The organism is Carboxylicivirga agarovorans (assembly GCF_050589845.1).
In the GTDB taxonomy this organism is placed as follows: Bacteria; Bacteroidota; Bacteroidia; order Bacteroidales; family Marinilabiliaceae; genus Carboxylicivirga; species Carboxylicivirga agarovorans.
This window is the reverse complement of the sequence record NZ_JBNGPA010000003.1, coordinates 451093-476423: the sequence shown is the minus strand read 5'-3', so window position 1 is coordinate 476423 and position 25331 is coordinate 451093. Positions and strand designations below refer to the sequence as shown.

Genomic DNA, 25331 nt, shown 5'->3' with positions numbered 1-25331 from the left:
TTTAATTTTGCAATTATGACAACAGTTGAACAACACATATCTGGCCTCTTATTCACACACGAGTGTGTAATAATTCCTGCACTGGGAGCTTTGGTATCGACCAATGTAAGTGCCCGCTTCGATGCAGATAAAAACATGTTTATTCCACCATCAAAAGAAATTGGCTTTAATCGCAGTCTTTCACATAATGATGGTTTACTGATAAGTACTCTTTCTCAGAAGAACGACATAAGCTATGGCAAAGCCAAGGTGATGGTCGAAGAGTTTGTTGATTCGTTAATGGCCTGTGTTGATAAGGGTGAAAGTGCTCATATTAGTAAAGTAGGATCTTTAAAGAAAGATGCACTGGGTAATCTTCAGTTTGTTGCCGAGGCGGGTGAGTCTTATCTGACTGATTCGTATGGTTTGTCATCTTTCCACTTTAAACCTGCAGTTACACTTCATAAACCTGTTGCTGAGAACCGCCAGGTACGTCGTTTGTTACAGCCGGTCGGCTTAAAGCAGATTGCAGCTTCTGTTGCGATGATTATCGGTTTGTTTGCGATTTCACAATCCCTTGATAATCCAATGCGTACAGATACAAGTGAGGCCAATATGATGTCATTTGTAATACCTGCTGATACTGAGGTGACGAACAATGACACAAAGGTTGTAACAAGCAATGAGGTGGAGAAAGCCATTGAAAAAGAGTCCAGCGAGATGGCTGCCGTGGAAGAACAGGCACCTCTTGTAAAAGACAGTTACTTTTTAATTGCCGGAAGCTTTAAAACTCAGAATCAGGCCAATCGTTTCTTAAATATTGTGCATGAGATGGGTGAGGATCAGGCTTTTGTGCTATCAAGCCCTAATAACAGGTATCGTGTTGCCATTAACGGCTATGCCAATAAGGCTGAAGCAATTTCAGAACTGAATGTGTACCGTCAGATGGAAGACTTTAAAACCGTTTGGGTTTTAACACAGAAATAGAAAAGTTTGTACTTAAATATATAAGGCTGCTACAGGTGTTATCTTGTAGCAGCCTTATTTTTTATTTGGACTAGCCTTTTTAATTAAAATTATTCGGTAATTCCAGCCATTTGCCTGCTACCTCCTTCGGAATCGCTTCGGGACGGCTTCGGTAACTGTTCGGTAATCCTTCGGTAATTGTTCGCTTACGCGCGTAGCCGAGCAAATACCGAAGAAATACCGAAGAACTACCGAAAAAGGCCCGTTTATGGACCGAAAATGACTCGAAATAGAGTAAAATGGCCCAAAAAAAGGCCTGAAAATGCACTTTTTCGGTGTTTTAGCGTAAAATGGCGGTTTTCTCTAACGTCTATTGGTTAGTACTCTTAGTGGAATTTGACTCGAATTTATTAGATGTCACAGATATTAAAGCATTTAAGGTTTTTCTCAAATCACAGTGCATGCATTGTCATTGACCTGGCTTATTTGAGTTTGTATGTTTGTGAACAGTTAAATGCAAATCAATAAAACTTTGATCATGAAGACATATCTGATAATAACTGGAAGGAAGCGGGAATATAACCGGGCAGGCATTTACTTGCAGCGAAATGTGAACTTAATACATGATTGGAATAAACTCATCGGTAGCTATTCGGGTTAGGCACCTTTAGGACTGTTTATATCAGTCTATTTGTTCTAATACTCAGTCTTCATTTTGATTAGGGGATCGTATGGGGGCATCTGAATAATCATTTTTGAGCCACGAATAGAAATAAGTAGCTACCTTTAAGCTTCCATTGTCCATTGGTTCTTACGTTTTTTTTAATGTAATAAGCTAATGAATCGCAATGCATAATGTTCATAATTAGCTCGCCCTGCTGATTAATAAGTGCATAATGTGGGAAGCCAAAAATATTATATTTTGAACGAAGCATTTTGTTCCACTGACCTTTACAATTTAAGTGCTCCCCATTAGATTTATTATAAGAAATTATTTTTTTTCCATGATTGTTCGTTGTGGTCAGTGCAAATATTTACTAAAAAAAACCGTTCCTTATCAAAATGATTTACGATGTCATTTTTCTTTTGTATGGATTGTATGCAGGGAGCGCAATAAGCACTTCACTCTTCTTCAGACGATCTATCCTCACCTGTATTGCCAAGCTGTTTATACCCTTATTGAGTGCCTGTCTAAACCTTGGATAAATCGTTCAGCCAGTCAGTAAATCAATAAATAAGCCTGTTAAAAGTAACTTATTGTACTTGGATTTATAAGAATAAATAGCTTTTTTTATGATGAGTAATGAATTCATATCGAGCAGTTAAGAAGCCCGTTTAAGCCCAGGCAACACATTGCCGCAGGCCAATTGAAAAAATGCTGAAGGGCGCGTTAACAGTTAAATGCAGATATGATGTGCAGTTAGTAACACAGATCCTTTTTTAATTGACACTTGTGCAGTAATGTGACTGAGGAGGCGAAGCTGTATAATGGATAATATATGAACTTTAGAAAACTTTTAAGCTTACTTAATTATCTGAGCCTGCTCGCATTGATATACATTGCCATCAATAATCCAGAAGATTGTCTTTCAGCCACTAATTATTTATTTGGAGGAATTCTCACACTTGAATTATTGTATTTTGGTTATGAGTATCTTAATCATCTGCGACCCAATGGTAAATATCTACTGGAAGAACGACAATCTGTAGATACAGATCGCATCCTATACACTTTAATTGTGATTCCTCTTGTAATTACAATTTTTGTGCAATGGAACAAATTCACTCATACTAATGATCAGTTATTTGTATTCACAACACTAACTACCATTCGTGGCCTTTTTAATAATCAAAGAAACTCATTGAGAATTGATTCTGAAATGATCTTTTTTAGTGACTTATTTAAGAACGATCTATGGATCAAGGAAATTAAAAGTGCCATCATAAATAGCGAAAGTAAAAGTATTGAGCTTACATTAAATAACATGCAAAAAAGAACTCTAAAGCTAAGTCGATCATTCTTTAAAAACGAAAAAGAACGCATTGAACACATTGTCGACCAAATAAATCTGCATAGATAACTATAATGGTTTTACGAAATGCATATACTGCTGATACGAATGTAGCCATAAATACTCATGCTATATCACTAGTTAACAGTCGGATATCTGAATCAAGCTGAGACTCTACGATAAGCCTACCTTCTTTTAAAATATGCTACTATCAGACCTTTTGATATTGTTGGAAAGGATTTTCTTCCGGCAATGATTAATATTCCGAAATGCTTTATTATTGAATCAATTGACCACAACCGAAGACCTCAAATGAAACATATTCTACTAATAACAATTGTGATTATTACACTGGCTTGTTCTGGTCAGACAAAAAGAACAAGCGATGAATCTTTATTTTCAACGACTTTTATTGCTGATTCTGTATTTATAAGAGACTTTGAGCCTGACACGTCTATCCAGATAAGAAAATTAATCAATCCCTTATTTGGCAGAGATGAGACTGCTTATCAATTACTAAAGGAGCGAGCCAGGTATTTTGAGATTTTAAAAATGCAGCTGGACAATGGTGTCATTGCACGAGTTGTATCGGCAGACTTCCCTGGGATTACACAAAATCAAAGCTTTAAGATTCTTTTCCTGGTAACATACGATCAATATGATAATGAAATTGATGCAGTCCGTTTAGCGAAGTATGAATTAATGTCTGATGTATATGCATTAGAGACCGGTATAATTAAAAAAGAAAGCGTTCAAATAGAAAGATACTACAGTACCATTGACTTTAATGAAAGAACTATTGAAAGTTATTCAATCGATACTAATGGTAAACTTATTAGGTTGAAAATATAATCAGTTTATGAATTCCAGTTATTTAAACTATGCCGTTTGCCTCTTGGCTGCAGCTTTTACAATTAGCTGTATTAAAACTCATACAGAGGTTCAATTTACAGGATCATATCTTGTTGATTCAAAAATAATCGACAAATACAATACGAATAAAATCATTGACTTCCTTTCTCCGATGCAATTGGAAAATGATACAATGACAATCACACAAGTGTACGATCTTTCAATTAAGACTGACACCTCAATTTATTATCATGATGAATTCAAATACGCATTCATATTAGGACTTATTTTTAACAATGATCCGTCAAACTATGAAATTCTTGTTTGTTACCCATGCGACGGATTGATTTTCTCCACTTACCTGATAAATAATAATGCAGATTTAATATTAGCTAAAGACATGGTCTTCATGAACGATTTTACAAAAATCGCTGACATAGCTTGCTTGCAGGTATGTAATCCTGAAGACTTTGTTAAAATGCCTGAAGATCGAATAAAGTTTTGGTATATAGGTGGCATGTCTACCTTAAATGGGACATGGATTCCAGACACCATTAAACAAGATCAATTTAGGATCGATGAACTGAACAACAAATGGCATATTAATGGTGATTTAGATTCTAAGAGTATTCACTTCAAAGATTTAGAAAATAACACAACATCAATAGATCAATGCTATTTTACAGATGGCAATCTCTTTTTGAAAAAAACAGACCGACAATTTAAAATCCTAACGGTAGGAAGGAAAGCAATCTTCTTGTATGATCAGGAATACAAGCTGATCCATAGACTTAACAGAGAGTAATACTTTTAATCTTTGATTGTCATAAACTTACTATTGAAATACCCCAGTATAGATCATCCACTACTTACACATGAAAGCCCAACAAACATACTTAAAAGGCAGGTCAGTCTTTCTAATTTCGTTGCTTGTAATTGCTGTTACCATCGTGACGGTTTATCTGACAGGAATCAATATAAACAGAAGCCTGAGCTCCAATTTTTATATTTCGGCAGGAATTATATCAGCATCCCTGTTCCTTTTTATGACATATGGTCTTTTCTATGGCATAGGACTGAAAGATAACTTTCCCAGGTTTAAAAGCTTTAATCGCGGTGAATTTATAGCACAATCGGGAATTGTGCCCAACATGCCGGATGTTGACGCCGGAGAAGGAATAGCCGGCATCATTGTTTCCATTCTTCTATGGATTCTGATGAGTATCGTATTTGTTGTGCTGCTAATCGTATTGGAAGCAGCTTTATGGTTTACTTTCTTCATTATTATTGCCATGTTATACTGGCTGTTTTTTAGAGCCTTACGTTTAGTTTTCAGTAAATCAGCGGTCACAAAGAATAACCTTGGTCTTTCCATCGTCTATGCGCTGGCATATACCGCTGCCTATACAGGCTGGATTTTTGCCATAGTATTCATAACAGAAACGTTTAAATAAAAACCATTGATCCTATCACATGAAATCACTTACATTATTCACTTGCCTGCTACTTTTCTGTAGCATAAGTCATTCCCAGGAGATGGCCGAAGATAGCGCCGGCAGTAAGATTGGCATCACCTTTTCATCATTTGGTAAAAATGACCTTATAAGATCGGAGGACTTAATAGGCGACGCCAGTTATAGTGGTGACCAATTCTTCACTGTCGGACTTACTTATCTTCATCCCATTAACAAATGGTTATTTTTCGAAAGTGGGATTGAGTATTCAAAGCATACAATAGTAATTGATCCTAATCTACCACCAGACATTGACAGTGAACCCTATAAAAGTGATTTTTCATTGATAAACATTCCGCTTGCACTCAGGGCAAACTTCCTAAGGTATTTTTTTATTAACGGGGGATTATTAATTGATATAGACGCATCGAAGGAAAGTGCTATCGATTCACAAACCGGATTTGGCGGACTATTGGGAATTGGAGCGAACTATGATTTCAAATGTGGAGCATCCATTTTTGTCAATCCTTATATCAAATCACATGCACTGCTGCCATTCTCGGCTGAAGACAATCATCAAAGACTTTGGGAGTCCGGAGTTAGAATCGGGCTAACTTATAATCTGAATAGAAAATAAACGAATCATGAAATACCTGCTACTATCCCTTATAACCCTGCTATTATCAACCAGCATATCAGCACAGTCCAATAAAAGGACCATCAAGCTTTCGGGCTCGATCAATGACAGCTATGCTATAATAATGACTCTGACCATCCAGGGAGAAGATGTTCTTGGGTATTATTACTACGACAAATACAAATCAAAAATATTGCTGGAAGGCAACATACAGGGTGATAGGCTGGTTTTAAACGAATCGCCGGATTATGAAAGTGATTATGAAGTTGGCTTCATTGGCGAATTAAACGGAAAAACGTACGCAGGTGTATGGAAAGATAAAAGCAAGAACAAAGAACTGGATTTTAATACACTGGTATACTCCGATATTTCAGCAAATCAGGCTGCACATATATCGGAGCTTGAAGGTCGTTTTGAAAACATATTTAACTCTGATAAGTTTTTGGCTTCTGTTTCGCTGTACCATATCGAAGACAAGATCTTTTGTTTTGAGATCAGCAATGGAACAGAATCCGGCTGCACCGGCTATCTAAAAGGATTGGTTGAATTGTCTGATTCAGGTATAGGCGTATATACCGGTGATGGATGTGAAGAATTGCGCTTTTCATTATCCAACAATGAACTAAAACTTATTGAGAACAACTGTGATTATCATGGACTCAACTGCCCCTTTGAAGGGACCTATAAAAAGAAAGAACAGATCACTACCGGTTTAAAACAATAACAAAAAATGCACGGGGCTGTTTAATAAGATATCATGGATATTCTAACACATACATTATCAGGTGTCGCTATTGGAACGGTTGTTTCAGCTTTTGCTGATGCCGGCATTAAGCAGCGGTTTTCGATCGTTTTACTATCAGGATTTGCAGCCGCTTTACCCGATGTGGATGCCATTAGTTTATGGTCGGGCTTTGACAGTACGATAGGCACCCTATTTAATCTGCCGCATAGTGGCAGCCATATTTACTTTGCCAAATACTGGTATTCGCATCACGCCTTTTTACACAGTGCTGTTGCCGCCATTATGTTTACGGTATTAATTGGCATAATGGCTTACCTGATCGATTCCAGTTTAAAGGGCTTTCGAAAAATGAGTGTTGCAGCTTCTATTCAGAAAAATCGTCTCCTGCTGCTGGGCTCCTTTTTGAGCTTTATATTACACCTGGTTGAAGATATGCCCACCCCGGCATCTACCTGGGGAGGTGTTGATTTATTATGGCCTTCCGGATCTTACATTGGAGGAACGGGCGATATTTGGTGGTGGAATAATTACGATATTTTTCTCATCGTAGTGGCTGTGATTGTTATTAACCTGACTCTGCTATTGCTTGGAAAAGTCATCAGCTTTGACATCAGGAAATTCACCGTTGGCGTATTTATACTGGGGTTCTCCTTTGCCTTTCTGCAGATCAAAACGCGTGATTTTGACTTTGCTTACACTGGCCATACAGCCCAATATGATCAGTATGAGGCCAAATCAAAACAAATACAAAGAGAGCTATTGGGTGATAGAATATATGAGCTGATGGAACGCTTTGATAAACAACTAAAGATCTACTTTTAGTCAAGGGTTTGCCTTTTAGTGTTCGAAAAGTCGATGCCCCAAGCTTTGATGCTAAAGGCTTTGACTGCGTCAATTTTCAATTCAGCCTTAATCTCATAACATTACTTACACTGCGGGATGTGCACAAAACTACTCAACTCTTCAACTTTTAAACTACCTCTGCCTCTCACTCATCCAGCCACTAATCGGATCACCCCGTCTGCTATCATCGATCTTTCGTAAAGAAGATTCCTATGCTTTCTCAAGCATTTCGTTAATAGCCTTTTCTATTCCACCCTTGTCGAAGCCACAAACTCCATAGAGTTCAGTTTGTGTTCCGTGCTCAATATAGGCATCGGGTATGCCCAGGCGTTTTACTTTTGCACAGTAGTCATTATCAGCCATAAACTCAACAATTGCACTTCCCATTCCACCGACAACAGTGCCGTCTTCTATGGTAATTATCTTGTTGTGCTTTTTAAACAAGTCATGCAATAAGTCTTCGTCCAGGGGCTTGACAAAACGAAGGTCGTAATGAGCAATTGAAGCACCCTTCTGCTCCATCTTACTAATCACCTGCCCGGCCTTGATACCAATTGGCCCAATGGTGATAATGGCCAGGTCATCGCCATCTTTCAACTTACGTCCGGTACCAATTTTAATTTCCTGTAATGGTCTTTGCCAGTCTATTAATGAGCCATTGCCACGCGGGTAGCGAATTGAAAACGGTCCCTGGTCAGGCAATTGCGCCGTATACATCAGGTTTCGTAATTCTTCCTCATCCATTGGCGACGACACAATCATATTGGGTATTCCGCGCATAAATTGCAGGTCATAGGCGCCGTGATGCGTTGCTCCGTCAGCACCCACTAAACCACCTCTGTCAAGGCAGAACACCACATTAAGATTTTGTAAAGCCACGTCGTGTATTACCTGGTCGTAGGCACGCTGCATAAATGAAGAGTAGATATTACAAAAAGGCGTATAACCGGCAATGGCCATTCCCGCCGAGAATGTAACAGCATGCTGTTCGGCAATGCCCACATCAAAGGCGCGGTCGGGTATCTTCTCCATCATGATATTGAGGCTGCAACCTGTTGGCATGGCTGGTGTTACACCTACAATTTTTTCATTCTTTTCGGCCAGTTCAACAATGGTATTTCCAAATACATCCTGAAACTTAGGAGGTTTTGGCACTGACGATTTCTTTTCCAGGTTTTGTCCGGTCGCTTTATCAAACCTGCCGCCTACCGCATGCCAGGCCGTCTGATCTTCCTCGGCATACTTAAAGCCCTTCCCTTTTTTGGTGATAACGTGTAAAACCTTAGGTCCGGGAATATCTTTCAGGTCACTTAATACTTTTCGTAAGTGGTCCACATCGTGTCCGTCGACTGGCCCGAAATAGCGAATATTAAGTCCTTCAAATATATTGGTTTGCTTTGTCAGTAAATTTTTCAGCGAGTTGTTTAATTTGGTTATCATCTCCCTGGAGCGCGGTCCCGTCAGCTTCATCTTCTCAAGCATCTTAAAAGCTTCAGTGCGAAACTTATTATAAGTCTGTGAAGTGGCAATATCAACCAGGTACTCACTAAAACCACCTACCGCCGGATCAATAGCCATGTTGTTATCATTCAGGATAACCAGCATATTGGCCTTAAGTGTTGACATGTTATTCAATCCTTCAAAAGCCATACCGGCTGTCATGGCTCCGTCACCAATAACAGCAACTACATGTTTGTCGGGATCATTATCCATGGCAGCTGCTGCCGCCATCCCCAATCCTGCTGAGATAGATGTTGATGAGTGACCAACACCAAATGCATCATAGTCACTTTCAAAGATATTTGGGAAGCCACTAATGCCCTTAAACTTACGATTCGTGTGAAATACATCGCGGCGACCGGTTAATATTTTATGACCATAAGCCTGATGTCCTACATCCCAGATGATTTTATCATCGGGTGTATTAAATACGTAATGCAGTGCTACCGAAAGCTCAACAACACCAAGACTTGCTCCGAAATGTCCGGGATTACAAGACAAAGCATCAATAATAAATTCACGTAATTCATCACATACCTGTGGCAATTCCTCTTCCCCGATTTTTTTCAAATCATGGGGCGAATTTATAGAATCCAACAAGCGGCTTGAGCCTTCCTTCATATGCTTAACTCTGTGAGCTGATTTAAATAGTGTGTTCCAAGTATAAAAATAACAGCGCAAAGATAATAAGAATGCTAATAACCTGAGTTGGATTTAAATTTTAAAATGCGAAACTGTGTGTAAGTATGATTTACAGTGATTAATCATCTTATTACAGAGCTATAAAATACCGGTCCTTCACTATCAATTCAATTATAAAATATTATTCAACACATGAATGCTGCAGACTTGCACCTCGTTGTTTTTTGTGTTTATTTTGGCAATAATTTATACCTCCGCCTTCCCTTTTCAAATATTGACCTTTCAGTATTTTTTGTAATCTTTGAGTGGAAAACAATCAAAACAACATGAAGCATTTACTTTATTTATCGCTATCGGTCTGCTTACTGGTAGCTTGTGTCCCATTGAAACAATTTGAAGAGGTTAAAGAAGAAAACTCACAACTGGAACAAGAGACCAACCAGATAGCTAAAGAAAATGATGACCTTAAAGTAGAAAACAGGGAGTTAAACTCAGACCTTGACCGCTATAAGAAAAAGGTTGAACTACTCACTCAGGATACCGCCAGGCTAGGGCGTCAGAACCGTCGACTGCAACAGCGTTATGATGACTTAAACACTAACTACGCCGATGTGCTGGGAGGTCTTAAGGCAAGCTCGTCTCAAGACATGGATAATAAAAAGCTCATGGCTTTTTTGCAGGAGCTACAGGAGGATTTGCAGCGACGCGAAGATGAATTGATGGTCGCCGAACAGGCCTTGAATGATAAAAAGAGAAGCCTTGAAATGGCCCAGGCTGAACTGGAACTGGCACAACAAAAGATGGACGAACAAAGTAAGCGTCTTATGGAACTGGAGAACATGCTGTCGCAGAAAGACGCTGCCATGCACGCCTTAAAAAGCACCATAAGCGATGCTCTTAAAGGCTATTCGGGAGATGAACTTCAGGTACATATGAAAGATGGAAAAGTATATGTTTCCATGGAGGAAAAATTGTTGTTTCAATCGGGTCGGTATAATGTTAACCAGGAAGGTGTTTCGGCAATTAAAAAGATTGCCGGCGTTCTGGAACAGAATCCTGATATTGACATAATGGTTGAAGGCCATACGGATAATGTTCCATACAACGGTCGTGGTGAGTTAAAGGATAACTGGGATTTAAGTGTGAAGCGTGCCACGTCTGTTGTGCGAATACTAATCGATAACAGTACAATAGATCCACGTCGCATTTCAGCCTCGGGAAGAAGCAAGTATATCCCACTGGACGAGAACAATACACCTGTTGCACTTCAAAAGAACAGGAGAACGGAAATTATTCTTACGCCTCGTTGGTCAGAGGTATTTAATTTATTACAAATGGATTAATCATGGCACTCAGGGCATTTTTTCTTGAAGCATGGGCGATACTGCGAGTAATCAATTATCGCCGGATCAGCAATGCCCTGAAATTGCTTGTATCCTACCTGTTCAGCTATCGACAGAAAAAAGTGTGGCTAAAAGGTAAACCAATGGCTTTTGCCATAGAGCCAACAAGTGTTTGTAACCTTAAGTGTCCCGAATGCCCCACAGGTGCCAATTTACTAAAGCGTCCGCGTGGTATGATGGAAATGGAGCACTTCAAAAAGATCCTCAATGACCTTTCGCCCGAACTTTTGTATCTGAATCTGTATGTTCAGGGAGAACCTATGATGCACCCGGGTTTTGGAGAAATGCTGAAAGAAGCCGGCAAGCATGGTTTGTACACCTCCACTTCAACCAATGGTCACTACATAACACCGGCTATTGCCGACGAACTTGTAAGCGGTGGTTTAAGCCGCATTATTTTTTCAGTTGACGGCACCAGTCAGGAAAGTTATGGTTTATACCGTGTTGGTGGTAATTTTACCAAAGTGCGACAAGGCATTATCGATGTTGTGAGGGCGAAAGCACGGGCACGCTCTGCTTTTCCGATTATTGTGATGCAATTTCTGGTTTTCCACCATAACGAGCGTGAGATTCCTCAGATCAAACGACTGGCTCGCCGGCTAAAGGTTGACAAACTGGAAATCAAAACGGCTCAACTTAACGATTTTGGTACCATGCGGCCACCATTAAACGCACGTTTTAGCCGCTATGCTGACAGTCTGGGGAAAAGTCTTAAAGCCGAAAGTAACAACCGCTGCTGGCGACAATGGCATTCGGCTACAGCCACCTGGGACGGACGATTTGCCCCCTGCTGTTACGATAAGGATGCTGAATATGCATTTGGAAATACTCAAAGCCATTCAGTTAAAGAACTTTGGAGCAGCAAGGAGAGTCTTTCATTTAAGGCATCAGTCTTTAAAGACCGCTCCAAAATTTCAATATGCAGGAACTGCCCGGAGGGAAGACGTTTGTTTTAAATGCATGCCTGTTCGCACCCTCCAAATCCTTTAACCAGCCTTATTTATCTATGAATTTTGGCTGTTGGTAAATCACTTCATAAAAATTCAATCAAATAACTAGATTAAGTGTTATAATTATTTAACTTTAGCACAGAATTCTAAAAAACCGTTGACATTGCGCACCAAATAACGCCTTATTCAAACTATGGGAAGAGTTACTAAGGCTAGATTATATCGAAAACTAGACGTGTTTATTCGTAGGAGGTTAGGACCAACCAGCCTACGATCAGGTGATGGCCTGCACTATTGGCGTGAGCGTATTTTCCATTTTTTCTCTGTTGGTGTTATTTTTATCGGACTGGTCGTATACCTGTATTTGGGGCTTTCCTATCTCGAAAAGGGTGAATTTGCCTATGCGATTTTTGCATCTTTTGTCTTCTTCTCAGCGGTATTTGCCACAACGGTACGAAGTCTGCCACATAAATTCAGGGTCTCGTGGCTCTTGTTTTTGATCTATCTCATCGGTGTTTATTCACTGCTTGAAACCAATAGTTCATCATTGGCTTATGCCTTTTTCATATCCTATTCATTGTTGTCCGGAATCCTGGTTAGTCAGCGACGTGCCTGGATGTCATTAGTGACCATCACAACAACCCTGGCTATCATTGGTGTAATTCTTTATAATCCGCTTATACCTTTACCATTTGAAGCAAGTATTCCGATCAACGAGTACATACAGTCTTCGGTTGTATTTCTGGTTATCGCACTTGTCACACTCTTCCCGCTGGTAAGTTTGCTTAACGGATTAATATTCAACCTTGAAAAGGAAACCCGTTTCAGGAGGCTACTGCGTCGTGAACATGAAGATCTGACTTTGGCCAAGCGTAAAGCCGAAGAAAGCGATCATCTTAAGACTGCATTTTTGTCAAACATGTCACACGAGATCAGAACGCCCATGAATGCCATTCTTGGCTTCTCAAATTTATTATCCCACCCTGATATCAGCATGGGGGAAAAAGAAGAGTTTATTAATCTGATTCGTATCAACGGTAAAAACCTCCTTACCCTGGTTGAAGATATTATTGATATTTCAAAGATTGACAGTGGTCAGCTTCAGATTAAAAACGCCCCCTGTAAATTACATGATGTATTGATGCAGGTGTATGAATCGTTTCAGGATGATATTAAACGACGTGGTCTTTTTAATCTTAAATTATACCTGAAAGAAGGAATCAGTGATCAGAACATCCGCATTTTAAGCGATGAGCATCGCCTGCAGCAAATTTTAATTAATCTGGTTGGTAATGCTGTGAAGTTTACCGAGCGTGGTTTTGTTGAGTTCGGGTACACGCAGGAAGACGACCAGTTTCTGCGCTTCTATGTAAAAGATACTGGTATTGGCCTGCCAAAAGGCAAGGAAAGTGAAATTTTTGAGCGCTTTTCCAAGTTCAATAGCGATAAAGAACGTTTGTATGGCGGAACGGGCATTGGTCTGTCCATAGCCAAGCACCTGGTTACATTAATGGGTGGTGAAATATGGGTTGAATCGGAACCATTGGTTGGAACAACCTTCTACTTTACGCTTCCTTATCATCGTTTAACAACACCTGTTAGCGCCAGGACAGAGAAAAAAGAACAAGTTCAGGATTTCAACTGGGAAGGAAAAACATTTTTAGTTGCTGAAGACGAAGAAGATAATTTCCGATACATTGAAGTTGCACTTGCGTTGTCTAACGCCAGTTTGATATGGGCACGCGACGGACAGGAAGCTGTAGATGTGTTTAAACGTGTTGGAGGCATCGACCTGGTTCTAATGGATATTAAAATGCCTACTATGGACGGCTATACCGCAACCCGCGAGATAAAAAGCCTAAGCAAAAAAGTACCTGTTATTGCGCAAACGGCTTATGCCATGTCTGAGGAAAAAGAAAAATCGCGTGAAGCGGGCTGCGACGACTATATCGCCAAGCCTATTGGTTACGACGATTTACTTACCACCATTAACCGTTTTGTACCAAGTAACGGTCATTAATTTATTCTTTCTGAATTTTTCTTTACGTGTATAAGTTCATTAGGCTGTCATACTAATACAGACAGTGAGAATGTTATCAGGGCCCTATACATACGCTGTAGCTTGTTAAACCAATAAACCACAAGTTATGAAAGCGAAGCACCTATTAATACTGGTAGCCATCATCTCAACCAGTTGTTCGAAGTCGGTTTTGAGCGACATGGAGATCACCGACCCTCACTTATTGAAAGTGAAGGTTAAGATTGAACAGAATGTTCACGACGAAAAGGAAGTGCAGGTATTTATCCGTGATAAAAACAACAGACCTGTTGACTTATTAAGCGGACGTGTAATAGTTAATGAACAAGCAGTTCGTTTTGACAGGGCTGAGGTCAATGCCGCGGGAACCAGGGGCTATATATACTATCCTCATTATAACGAGCAGATATTCAAAATCACTATTTACTGGAATTCGTATGATTCGCATACCTTTATTTTAAGCCCACAAAACGGATGGCCTGGATTTAAATATCCCAATTGCTCCTGCAATTATGAGCCGGATCAACTTAACGGCAGTTATTCGCTTAAACCAGCTCCTTTTTACAACAATGAAATTGATATAGTTTATAACATCATGAACTGGTAGCGATGTTAAACTATTCCCGATAAAATGAGAGAAAGGCCCTTAGGGGCCTTTTTATTCTTATAGGTTGCGATAAATATGATTAGGGCTGACAGGTTTATTATTGACCGTCAATTTAAACGTTTATTTTCAACCTGCCTGAACATTCTTAAGAAGTTGCCACCCCATATTTTGGCAATGTCTTCTTCTGAATATCCACGCCTGACCAGTTCTTCAGTGATCTTAGGGAAGTCAGCAACATCTTTACAGTCGGCCAATCCGCCACCACCATCAAAGTCAGAGCCAATGCCCACATAATCAATACCCACCAGTTTGACCACGTGATCAATATGATCTACGGCCTGCGCAATATCCGGTAACACAGCTGGGTACTTCTTATTGATCTCCCGCCAGTCGGCCCAGGCTTGTTTGCGTTGTTCGTCTGATGTAAAGTTCCAGTTGTTGTATTTTAGTCGTAGTTCCTCTTTCTTAACATAGTTCAATGATGTGGTATCTTCTTCTTCAATGTAGGCTCCAAGAATACATATCTGAATAACGCCTCCGTGCTCTGCCAGTGTTTTAATCATTTTATCGTCCATGTTGCGCGGGTGATCACACAGAGCGCGCACAGATGAATGGGAAGCAAATACAGGTGCTTTGCTTTGATCAATAACATCGTAAAAAGCTTTATCAGATATATGTGATACATCGATTAGCATACCCAGGCGATTCATTTCTTTCACAACATCAATTCCATATTCGCTTAAACCATTGTGTTCTGCCCCCTTTTTGTCGGTTGACGAGTCGCATATGTCATTGTTTTGAGTGTGCGCCAGGGTGATGTAGCGAACGCCTCTGTTATAAAACTCTTCTACCCGGTTGATGTCTTTGTTGAGGGGAAATCCATTTTCCATGCCCAGATAGATAGCGCGCTTACCGGCTTTTTCAATGGAGTATATATCATCAGCAGTAAGGGCCAGTGTTGCCAACTCATTATTCAGCGTAAGAGCTTTTTCGGTTGAATCGATCATGTCATGGGCCATTTGATAGGCTTTGGCATAGTTTTCATCTGTTCTTTCTCGCTGACTGGTAAAGATGGCAAAGAAGATAGCATCTAATCCACCTTCCTTCATGCGTGGCAGGTCAACGCGACTTGATGGGGCCTCATGTTTTTGACCAATGTCAAATGGTTCACGTAAAAAACGCATGGGAGTATCACAATGTGTATCAATGGTGATGGCTCTTGCATGGGCTGCATTGGCATCAACAGGTTTAGTCTGGCATGCGCTTAGAGCACATAGGCCCAAAGTGGCAATGGCTAATGTTTTAAAACTCATGTGTGTAGATTTTTGTACAATGATAAGCAATATTGTTGTGATTACAGTGTTGACTCTGCAAGCTTATACATATTACCTTAGTTGCACATGAATGTGGTCATCATGCCTGACTGAGTGACAACCCTGAAAGCGGATTTTATTGTGTTTTAGTCGCAGACGTTCTTTAAGGTGGGGTTCCAGAAATACCTTGTCCACAGCATCATGTTGCGTTAGTGCATCCATTAATTGCCTGGTCCCATTTTCAGAAAACTGAAGGTCGTCGTTAATGCTACCCAGGGTCAGATACTTTGGTGCGTCGTACAGGGAGAACCCAGCTGTTTGGCATGCTCTGTTCTGATTGACTTCTCCAATCCTGGGGCCTTCAAACACACCATAGCCACTAACCGATTTCGACGAATTAACAATTTTACCTCCTGTGTTTTCGTATACCAGGCTCAGATCTATTTTTTTACCATCGTTATGACTTAAGTGCGGTAATAGCGGAAAGCCATCAATCAGGGGGAAGCAGGCATCAAGGTAACGCATGCATACCTTGCTGTCTTGTTCTTTTAACTGCTCAGATACCGATTTCAAATAGCTATTTACTTCAGGTCTCACATAGTTGCGGTTCATCAGCACTGTCATGTAATTAGCCGGACGAAGATTATCGTAGTGGGTGATGCGTTCTCGGTTGAATAATTTGGCAAGCATGGGGGTGGTAACGAAAGTGCCCAAGGCATAAATAATAAGAAAAGCAGCCAGCCCTTTCAAGGGAAAAGAGTATTTGATGCGACCACAAAAAACGAAAGACATCAGATATACAACGCCACCAATCTGGGTCAGTAATGTTAAAATTACAAACACAATGGCGTGTATAATTATCTTCCGGTATTTTTTCATGGTTAGTGCTTTGCTTTTGCAATATAGCTTTTTAATCGCTCATTTATAAAATATTTCCAGCCCAAAGTGCAGCTTTCACGTGTAAATTCAGGAACCTGGGGCTTGAAGCTATCCAGACCTTCGCTTGTCAGTAGAAGGAGGGTCATATCGTCCACTTTACTTAAACGAAATGTTACATAGCCAACGCCTTTATACCCCTCATAAGTCCACCGGTATTTTATTAGCTGCTGTTCTTTGACCTCAAGTATATGCCAGACATGCATAAATTGTCGTTCGCCGGCATCAACCAAAAAACGTGTTTCAAAACCAGCCTTTGCTTCAAATGCCGGAATATTATCAAAAAACCATTGGCGCATTTCATCGACGTCGGTTATGGCATGCCATGTTTGCTCAAGTGAAGCTGGTAAATACGCTTGAATAATAATTTCTTTCATACTAATGTCCGATATATGTTAATGCTTCTGTAATTGTTCTTATGCTGTTATTGAGTTCAATGTATCCGTGTATGTAATTGTAAGACATGGCAAGGAGCAATGCAGACAGGTTGATTGTAAGCCTGGGATATCTGTTGGTTACAAACCTGTTATGGTATGAACTCCTATTGACGATAATGAGGAATACAGAAGAGATCAGTGAAGTGATAAGGCTGGCTGCAACATCGTTCAGATTTGTTATGCGGAAGTAACTGAACGAAAACAAAAAATAATAAAAGGCGGTGAGTAGAATCCATCCGATTGGTTTTTTAATCAGGAACCCCATACTACTCATCACTACTATCAGGGGAGTTACATAACGCCCCAGCAGCACTTCCAATAATATGCCCTCATAGCAGTTAAGTGCTCTACCAGTCATTGATTCTATCGTCTGAATATAATCAATATGGTCATATATACGATATACCAACAATCCTGAGACTACAATAAAAGGAGTGTAGAATATGGTTTTCAGGAACAGATTCTTCATCATTTAAAAATACACGATTGTTGCTTAACGCCAAAGCGTTACAATTAGTAATTTCTACTTTTAAAAAAATTATATCTTTGTTGGTTGAGTTTGAGTGGAAAATCCAATATATCAATTTTATGGAGATTAAAAGGACCTTTGATTTGCTTGCTAATCTCAAGCAAAACATAAACAAAGAAGACGTATTGTGCGCCAAGCGAAATGGCGAGTGGGTTAAGTTTAGTGTTAAGGAATATAGTGAGCAAGCCAAGCTTTTTGGTTATGGTTTGTTGGCCAAAGGCTTTAAAAAAGGCGATAAAATTGCGACGGTTTCAAACAATCGTCCTGAATGGAATTTTGTTGATATGGGCATGTCGATGATCGGAGTTGTTCATGTGCCTATTTACCCTACTATATCCGATGAAGAATACAGGTACATTTTAGAGCATAGTGACGCAAAAATGCTGATTGTATCTGATATCATTCTCTATCGTCGATTAAAGGAAATTGCAAAGGAGATTGACAGTATAAAGGAAATATACACCTTTAATGATATTAAGGATGTGGCCAACTGGAGCGAAATTATAGCTTTAGGAGAGCAAAAGCGCATTTTAGGCAAGGAAGAGTTTCGAGCCATCAGGGATAATATTACCGAAGACGAGCTGGTGTCGATCATATATACCTCGGGTACCACTGGTAACCCCAAGGGCGTTATGCTAAGCCACCGCAACTTTATCAGCAATATGAAAGACGCGGTTCCGCGTTATCCGTTGAATGCCGGTGACAGGATATTAAGCTTTTTGCCCTTATGCCATGTGTATGAGCGTATGATCAACTACCTTTATCAGTACAATGGATGCAGCATTTACTATGCTGAAAATCTTGCGACCATTGCCCAGGATCTGAAAGATATCAAGGCTAATGCCTTTGTGACAGTTCCACGTGTTATTGAACGTATTTACGATAAGTTGGTTTCTAAAGGGAATGACCTGTCAGGAGCACAAAAAGCTGTTTTCTTCTGGGCTATGCGCCTGGGTGAGCGTTACAGGACCAATGGTAATAATTATCCTCTTTATGCCGCTAAGTTAAAGCTGGCCCGTAAACTGGTTTTCTCAAAATGGCAAAAAGCATTTGGTGGACAGTTGCGCTTTGTGGTTAGTGGCGGAGCAGCTCTTCAGCCGCGTTTAAGCCGTTTGTTTTTTGCTGCCGGCATTCCGTTGATGGAAGGTTACGGATTAACGGAGACAGCGCCTGTGATCGCGTCTAATTACATCGAAGAAAACGGTAACCTGATGATTGGAACTGTTGGAACAGTATTCAACAGTGTTGATGTGCGAATAGATGAAGATGGCGAAATTCTTGCTAAAGGGCCTAATGTTATGATGGGCTATTACAAGGATGAAAAAACCACAGCTGAGGTGATCGATAAGGATGGATGGTTTCACACAGGCGATATAGGTACGCTTGTTAAAGGTAAATACCTTAAAATTACTGATCGTAAGAAAGAAATGTTTAAGTTGTCGAGTGGAAAATACATTGCTCCACAGGCGATTGAGAACTTATTAAAGGAGTCTGATTTTATTGAGCAGGCCATAATTGTAGGTGAAAGTGAGAAGTTTGCAGGTGCGTTATTGGCACCTAACTTTGAATATCTGCACATGTGGGCGCATGACCATAAAGTGCATTTCCGCGATAACCAGGAGCTGATCAGGGATGAGAAAGTTCTTGCTGTTTTCCGTAAGGAAGTGATGCGTTTTAATAAGATGATCGGTAAACACGAAGAGATAAAGCGTTTTCGACTGGTGCATGAAGCCTGGACTTCGGCCAGTGGTGAATTATCACCAACTCTTAAGCTGCGACGCAGGGTGATCTATAAAAAATATGCCGATATTCTCCGTGAGATGTATAACTACGAAGAAAACGAAGAGAATAAGGGCTCGATCAAGTTCAGCTGAAAAAGCTGACAGGAATATATTGAACTCAGGTTATGACAAAGGGATGTGTATTATTACAGATCCCTTTTCTTCTTTTATCGGCAATGATTCATTGCTATAATCCTATTTCCCTTTTCTGACAGGTATCGGATTTTTGTGTCCCAGCGAACGTGTTCTGAAAACTCCTGAGTTGGTCAGACGGATATCTTCCAGTGTGTAAAAAGCTTTGGGATTAAAATGTGTTATAATTTCAGTTACCTCAGAAATATCTTTTCGTTTTAAGACACAGTAAATAATATTGACAGGTCCTTTACTGCCATGGGCATCTAGGTAAGTAACACCATACCCGGCTTCGGTAAGACTCTTTATCAGTTCAAGGCCTGATTTCTGTGTAATGATCCTGATATTGACAAAACCAAGGGCAATGCGTTCTTCAATTTTTAAGCCAATGTAGTTGCCCATAGCAAAGCCACCTGCATAGGCGATAAAATAAAACCAGTTATCGAGGTTTTGAAATATTTTAGACATGGCTAACAGCCAGATAAGAATCTCAAAAAAGCCCAGGACAGGCGCCAGTACTTTTAATCCTTTCGAAATAAAAACTATGCGCAAGGTTCCAATGGTAACATCGGCCACCCGTGATAAGAAAATTAACAGGGGGATGGCAATGTATGTGATCGTAAAACTATCTGCATCAGCAATCATAACTTATATCTGTAAATATTCAACGCAAAAATACGCATTGAAATTAGTAAAAAACACGGTTTTTCTATTTGATAAACTGAGTTCGGCACTAATTCATTTGACATTGGAAACCTGCTTTTCTACAAACAACTTAATGAATACTGTTGTGCGCCGGAGGTTAGCGATATTTCATGTTTAAAAACAAAGGCTCTGGAATGTCTTCCAAAGCCTTGTATTTTCCGTTACTTAGAAATCTGACTAAGCCGGTTGTTATTTTTTCATTTCCTTATAAGCGTTTACCAAACCGTTGGTAGAAGCGTCATGAGAAGTGACTTCTTCATCGCTTTGAAGTTCAGGAAGAATGGCGTTGGCCAATTGCTTACCCAGCTCAACACCCCACTGGTCGAAGCTGTAAATGTTCCAGATAATTCCCTGAACGAATATTTTGTGCTCATACATGGCAATTAAAGCACCTAATGTACGAGGGTTTAACTCCTTCATCAAAAATGAGTTGGTAGGAATATTACCAAGGAAAACTTTGTAAGGTAATAGGGCGGCGATCTCCTCATCTGATTTACCGGCGGCTTTAAATTCGGCAGTTACCTGTTCTTCAGTCTTACCCACCATCATTGCTTCTGTTTGAGCAAAGAAGTTGGCTAACAATTTAGGGTGGTGATCGCTAAGTGGATTGTGGCTCTTGGCTGTTGCCATAAAGTCACAAGGGATCAACTTCGTACCCTGGTGAATTAACTGGTAGAAAGCGTGCTGGCCATTGGTGCCCGGCTCACCCCAAAGGATTGGTCCTGTCTGGTAGTTTACTTTCTCACCGTTGCGATCAATGTATTTACCATTACTTTCCATGTTTCCTTGTTGGAAATAGGCTGAGAAACGGTGCATGTACTGATCGTAAGGCAAAATAGCCTCAGTTTCGGCTCCGTAGAAATTATTGTACCATATGCCGATCATGGCCAGTATAACCGGTAAATTGGCTTCAAACGGCGTTGATTTAAAGTGATTGTCCATCGCATGAGCACCTTCCAGCAGTTCGCGGAAATTATCGAAGCCAATACCACAGGCAATGCTTAAGCCGATAGCTGACCATAATGAATAGCGGCCACCTACCCAATTCCAGAAAGCGAACATGTTGGCAGTATCAATACCAAAGGCAGCAACTGCATCGGCATTGGTCGACAGTGCCACGAAATGCTTGGCTACAGCAGTTTCGTCTTTAGCTGCTTCAAGAAACCATGATTTAGCCGAGTTGGCATTGGTCATTGTCTCCTGGGTAGTGAATGTTTTTGAAGCGATGATGAAAAGAGTTGTTTCAGGATTCACCACTTTTAATGCCTCAGCAATATGTGTTCCGTCCACGTTTGATACAAAGTGAAGGTTCACGTTCTTTTTATAAGGTTTCAAGGCTTCAGTCACCATTAAGGGGCCTAAGTCAGAACCACCAATACCAATGTTAACAATATCAGTAATGGCTTTGCCTGTATAACCTTTCCATTCACCTGAGATTACCTTATCTGAAAAGGCTTTCATCTGGTCCAGAACAGCATTAACATCGGGCATTACATCTTTGCCATCAACCATTACAGGTGTATTGCTGCGGTTACGCAATGCAGTATGCAATACGGCGCGGTTTTCTGTTACATTGATCGCTTCACCGGCAAAAACACTGTTTATAGCATCTTTTAAGCCACATTCTTCGGCCAATTGAAACAACAATGACATCACCTTGTCATCGATGCGGTTTTTGGAGTAATCCAAAAGAATGTCTTCAAAACGTAGCGAGAATTTATCGAAACGCCCGCTATCCTTTGCAAAAAGGTCTTTCATGTGCGTGTCACTGAACTGGGCATAATACGCCTCAAGCTCTTTCCACGCTTTGGTAGTAGTTGGATTAATACCTGGTAACATGTTAGTAGTATTTGTATGTTTGTATGTATTGATTTCAAATTTCCCGCATGTGTCGCAGATTTAAGCTGAAGTATTTCTGGGCTGAGTTCTGCGTAAATCTATTTTTTCTGCGTTTATCCGCGTAATCTGCGGGAAGCAATTATCGTAAGTGCTCCGTTAGCAAACGTATCTCCATCGATGGAGATATTTTTTCATAGATGATATTGTAGACAGCCTCGGTAATAGGCATGTTAACTTTGTATTTATCATTTATTTCGTGAATGCTTTTAACGGCATAGTATCCTTCAGCAACCATCAACATTTCCATTTGAGCATATTTTACCGAATAGCCTTTACCGATCATCGTTCCGAACATGCGGTTCCGGCTAAATTGTGAATAGGCTGTTACCAGCAAGTCGCCCAGGTATGCCGAGCTTTTGATATCGCGTGTAATCGGATGAACTGTATCTACAAAACGCTTCATTTCCTGGATGGCATTTGAAATAAGAACAGCCTGGAAGTTGTCCCCGTAAGCCAGTCCATGGCATATGCCTGATGCAACAGCCATTATATTTTTAAGTACCGCTGCATATTCAGTTCCGTATATATCATCAGAAATGGTCGTCATGATATAAGGCGTCTTTAAAAAGGCTGAAAATGCTCTTGCGCGTTTCACATCCTGACAGGCAATGGTCAGATAGGATAATCGTTCCAGCGCTACCTCCTCTGCGTGGCACGGTCCGCTAATAACGCCTATAGACTCTGTTGGAACACTGTATTTCTGACTAAAATACTGGCCAATTATAAGGTTTTCGTCAGGTACGAGCCCTTTAATGGCAGATACCACAAACTTGTCCTTAATCGGCTCTTCAAGGCTTTCAAGAGCTGATTTAATAAATGCTGAAGGAATAGCAAATATTAAAATATCAGACTGACGAACAACCTCGTTAATATCATCAGAAAAAATAATTCTGTCAGGATTAAACTCAACACTGGTCAGGTAATTGGTATTGTGCTTATAGCGCTTAAAATCATCGATATGAGCTCTGTTTCGGAAATACCAATTGATGGATGGAACATTATTTAAAAGCATCTTAGCAATAGCAGTTGCCCAGCTTCCACTACCGATAAGGCCTATCCTTGATGATTCATCCATATATTATGAGTTTAGTTTTAAAAATGAGAGATAAAAATAAGACAAAAAAGGAAACATTGCCTTTTTTGTCTTATGGAATTAATAGTTTCTTAAGCTAACCAGGCTTTTACATCGTCTTGCGATGGATTATTCAAGCCTAATTTGTTCTTTTTGTTATAGCCACAAAGGTCCTGGAACAGTTTTGTCGGCTTCACTTCTTTTAGTGCATCTACTTTAGAAAAACCCAGTCCACGAACAACTTCGATCCACTCAGGTGCAATGCCTAACTCGGCAAATTTCTCGTCACTATCAGGTAAAACCTTTTTCTCAGGGCGCATCTGTGGGAAGAATAAAACATCCTGGATTGAATCCTGACCGGTCATAAACATTGTTAAACGGTCGATACCAATACCCATGCCCGATGTTGGAGGCATACCATATTCCAGGGCACGTACGAAATCCATATCGATAAACATTGCTTCGTCATCACCTTTTTCAGATAACTTCAACTGATCCTGGAAGCGCTCAAGCTGGTCAATCGGGTCGTTTAGCTCTGTATAAGCATTACACAGCTCCTTACCATTCACCATTAGCTCAAAACGTTCGGTTAATTCAGGATTGTCACGGTGCTTCTTACACAATGGTGACATCTCAACCGGATAATCGGTGATGAAAGTAGGCTGAATCATGTGGCCTTCACATTTTTCACCAAAGATTTCATCAATCATTTTACCCTTACCAAAGGTTTCGTCTATTTCAACATGTAAGTCATCACAAACTTTCCGCAATTGTTCTTCGTTCATGCCTGTAATATCAATGCCAGTGTGTTCTTTGATGGCATCTATCATTGACAATCGACGATATGGAGCTTTAAAATCAATTTCTTTATCACCGAATTTAATCACTGTAGTACCGTGAAGTGCTAAAGCTACTTTCTCCAACATAGTTTCGGTAAATTCCATCATCCACTTGTAGTCTTTATAGGCTACGTAGATTTCCATTACCGTAAATTCAGGGTTATGCGTGCGATCCATTCCTTCATTACGGAAGTCTTTAGCGAATTCATACACACCTTCGTAACCACCAACAATTAGTCGCTTCAAATAAAGCTCATTGGCAATACGCATATACAATGGAATATCCAGGGCATTGTGGTGTGTGATAAACGGGCGTGCTGATGCTCCACCAGGAATTGGTTGAAGAATTGGAGTTTCCACTTCCAGGTAACCTGCATCATCAAACATTTCACGCATGGTCTTGATGATGGTACGACGCTTTTCAAAAACTTCTTTTACCTGTGGATTAACAATTAAGTCAACATAACGCTGACGGTAACGCATCTCCGGATCAGAGAAGGCATCGTACGTTTTACCATCCTTTTCCTTCACGATTGGAAGGGGTTTCAGGGATTTACTCAAAATTGTCATTTCCTTCACATGAACAGTAGTTTCGCCCATTTGTGTCTGGAAAACAAATCCTTTAATTCCAATAATGTCACCAATGTCCAATAGTTTTTTGAACACAGTGTTATATAATGTTTTATCCTCATCCGGACACATATCGTCGCGGTTAAGATAGATCTGTATGCGTCCTTCGGAATCCTGTAACTCTGCAAAAGAAGCTTTACCCATGATACGACGGCTCATGATACGACCGGCTATCACAACTTCTTTTAAGTTATCTTTCTCAGGATCAAATTCCTGTTTTATCTCAGTTGACAGATGAGTGGTTTTAAATTCTGCTGCCGGATATGCGTTAATACCCAACTTGTTTAGTTCCTCTAAACTTTTTCGTCTGATAATTTCCTGTTCGCTCAGTTCCAACGTACTCATTCTATTGATCTATTTTTAGAATATTACTAAAATGACAGATTTTACTGCCAACCGTTACCTTTCCAGCATAAAAAATGCGAAAAGT

22 protein-coding genes are annotated in these 25331 nt (G+C 40.1%); 13 read left to right on the top strand and 9 right to left on the bottom strand.

The window, feature by feature from the left end:
* Nucleotides 1–15: 15 nt before the first annotated feature.
* The 8 genes from ACRD69_RS05910 to ACRD69_RS05875 all read left to right on the top strand — a co-directional run bounded on the left by ACRD69_RS05910 (nt 16) and on the right by ACRD69_RS05875 (nt 7467).
* A complete protein-coding gene (locus ACRD69_RS05910; protein ID WP_430814148.1) occupies nt 16–966 on the top strand; it encodes an HU domain-containing protein in 951 nt (316 codons plus the stop codon).
* A gap of 1478 nt (nt 967–2444) precedes the next feature.
* Nucleotides 2445–3026, top strand: coding sequence for a hypothetical protein (locus ACRD69_RS05905; RefSeq protein WP_430814147.1), 582 nt, complete (start codon nt 2445–2447; stop codon nt 3024–3026).
* A 243-nt stretch (nt 3027–3269) separates the two neighbouring features.
* Complete coding sequence (locus ACRD69_RS05900) at nt 3270–3809, top strand: hypothetical protein (protein WP_430814146.1); 540 nt, start codon at nt 3270–3272, stop codon at nt 3807–3809.
* A 7-nt stretch (nt 3810–3816) separates the two neighbouring features.
* Complete coding sequence (locus ACRD69_RS05895; protein WP_430814145.1) at nt 3817–4614, top strand: hypothetical protein; 798 nt, start codon at nt 3817–3819, stop codon at nt 4612–4614.
* 70 nt (nt 4615–4684) lie between these two features.
* The gene (locus tag ACRD69_RS05890; RefSeq protein ID WP_430814144.1) at nt 4685–5263 is read left to right on the top strand and encodes a hypothetical protein; all 579 of its coding nucleotides are present in this window, start codon (nt 4685–4687) and stop codon (nt 5261–5263) included.
* Nucleotides 5264–5282: 19 nt separating this feature from the next.
* Nucleotides 5283–5900, top strand: coding sequence for a hypothetical protein (locus ACRD69_RS05885; protein WP_430814143.1), 618 nt, complete (start codon nt 5283–5285; stop codon nt 5898–5900).
* 7 nt (nt 5901–5907) lie between these two features.
* Nucleotides 5908–6624 (top strand): hypothetical protein, encoded by a 717-nt coding sequence (locus tag ACRD69_RS05880; RefSeq protein ID WP_430814142.1) that lies wholly within the window; start codon nt 5908–5910, stop codon nt 6622–6624.
* A gap of 33 nt (nt 6625–6657) precedes the next feature.
* Nucleotides 6658–7467: a metal-dependent hydrolase gene (locus ACRD69_RS05875; protein ID WP_430814141.1), complete on the top strand. Its 810-nt coding sequence runs from the start codon at nt 6658–6660 to the stop codon at nt 7465–7467.
* Nucleotides 7468–7698: 231 nt separating this feature from the next.
* Here ACRD69_RS05875 and dxs read toward each other — a convergent pair whose 3' ends face one another.
* Nucleotides 7699–9609: a 1-deoxy-D-xylulose-5-phosphate synthase gene (gene dxs, locus ACRD69_RS05870; RefSeq protein WP_430814140.1), complete on the bottom strand. Its 1911-nt coding sequence runs from the start codon at nt 9607–9609 to the stop codon at nt 7699–7701.
* A gap of 347 nt (nt 9610–9956) precedes the next feature.
* On the opposite strand from dxs, the gene ACRD69_RS05865 reads away from it, so the two are divergent.
* From ACRD69_RS05865 to ACRD69_RS05850, 4 genes are all read left to right on the top strand, one after another.
* A complete protein-coding gene (locus tag ACRD69_RS05865; RefSeq protein ID WP_430814139.1) occupies nt 9957–10973 on the top strand; it encodes an OmpA family protein in 1017 nt (338 codons plus the stop codon).
* 2 nt (nt 10974–10975) lie between these two features.
* The gene (locus ACRD69_RS05860) at nt 10976–11989 is read left to right on the top strand and encodes a radical SAM/SPASM domain-containing protein (RefSeq protein WP_430814138.1); all 1014 of its coding nucleotides are present in this window, start codon (nt 10976–10978) and stop codon (nt 11987–11989) included.
* Between the two features lie 187 nt (nt 11990–12176).
* A complete protein-coding gene (locus ACRD69_RS05855; RefSeq protein WP_430814137.1) occupies nt 12177–14003 on the top strand; it encodes an ATP-binding protein in 1827 nt (608 codons plus the stop codon).
* A gap of 127 nt (nt 14004–14130) precedes the next feature.
* Nucleotides 14131–14628 carry a hypothetical protein gene (locus tag ACRD69_RS05850; protein ID WP_430814136.1) on the top strand — a complete coding sequence of 166 codons (498 nt, stop codon included), beginning with the start codon at nt 14131–14133 and terminating at the stop codon, nt 14626–14628.
* A 107-nt stretch (nt 14629–14735) separates the two neighbouring features.
* Here ACRD69_RS05850 and ACRD69_RS05845 read toward each other — a convergent pair whose 3' ends face one another.
* The 4 genes from ACRD69_RS05845 to ACRD69_RS05830 all read right to left on the bottom strand — a co-directional run bounded on the left by ACRD69_RS05845 (nt 14736) and on the right by ACRD69_RS05830 (nt 17783).
* Nucleotides 14736–15941: a dipeptidase gene (locus ACRD69_RS05845; protein WP_430814135.1), complete on the bottom strand. Its 1206-nt coding sequence runs from the start codon at nt 15939–15941 to the stop codon at nt 14736–14738.
* Between the two features lie 72 nt (nt 15942–16013).
* The gene (locus ACRD69_RS05840) at nt 16014–16820 is read right to left on the bottom strand and encodes a hypothetical protein (RefSeq protein ID WP_430814134.1); all 807 of its coding nucleotides are present in this window, start codon (nt 16818–16820) and stop codon (nt 16014–16016) included.
* A 2-nt stretch (nt 16821–16822) separates the two neighbouring features.
* Nucleotides 16823–17254: an SRPBCC family protein gene (locus tag ACRD69_RS05835; RefSeq protein ID WP_430814133.1), complete on the bottom strand. Its 432-nt coding sequence runs from the start codon at nt 17252–17254 to the stop codon at nt 16823–16825.
* Nucleotide 17255: 1 nt separating this feature from the next.
* The gene (locus tag ACRD69_RS05830; protein ID WP_430814132.1) at nt 17256–17783 is read right to left on the bottom strand and encodes a hypothetical protein; all 528 of its coding nucleotides are present in this window, start codon (nt 17781–17783) and stop codon (nt 17256–17258) included.
* Between the two features lie 119 nt (nt 17784–17902).
* On the opposite strand from ACRD69_RS05830, the gene ACRD69_RS05825 reads away from it, so the two are divergent.
* The gene (locus ACRD69_RS05825; RefSeq protein ID WP_430814131.1) at nt 17903–19717 is read left to right on the top strand and encodes an AMP-dependent synthetase/ligase; all 1815 of its coding nucleotides are present in this window, start codon (nt 17903–17905) and stop codon (nt 19715–19717) included.
* Between the two features lie 102 nt (nt 19718–19819).
* Here ACRD69_RS05825 and ACRD69_RS05820 read toward each other — a convergent pair whose 3' ends face one another.
* From ACRD69_RS05820 to lysS, 4 genes are all read right to left on the bottom strand, one after another.
* On the bottom strand, nt 19820–20401 hold the full coding sequence (locus ACRD69_RS05820) for a DUF2179 domain-containing protein (protein WP_430814130.1): 582 nt from the start codon (nt 20399–20401) through the stop codon (nt 19820–19822).
* Between the two features lie 249 nt (nt 20402–20650).
* Nucleotides 20651–22300: a glucose-6-phosphate isomerase gene (gene pgi / locus ACRD69_RS05815; protein WP_430814129.1), complete on the bottom strand. Its 1650-nt coding sequence runs from the start codon at nt 22298–22300 to the stop codon at nt 20651–20653.
* Nucleotides 22301–22439: 139 nt separating this feature from the next.
* Nucleotides 22440–23435, bottom strand: a complete 996-nt coding sequence (locus ACRD69_RS05810) for an NAD(P)H-dependent glycerol-3-phosphate dehydrogenase (protein ID WP_430814128.1) — start codon at nt 23433–23435, stop codon at nt 22440–22442.
* An 89-nt stretch (nt 23436–23524) separates the two neighbouring features.
* A complete protein-coding gene (gene lysS, locus ACRD69_RS05805; RefSeq protein WP_430814127.1) occupies nt 23525–25246 on the bottom strand; it encodes a lysine--tRNA ligase in 1722 nt (573 codons plus the stop codon).
* Between the last annotated feature and the right edge of the window lie 85 nt (nt 25247–25331).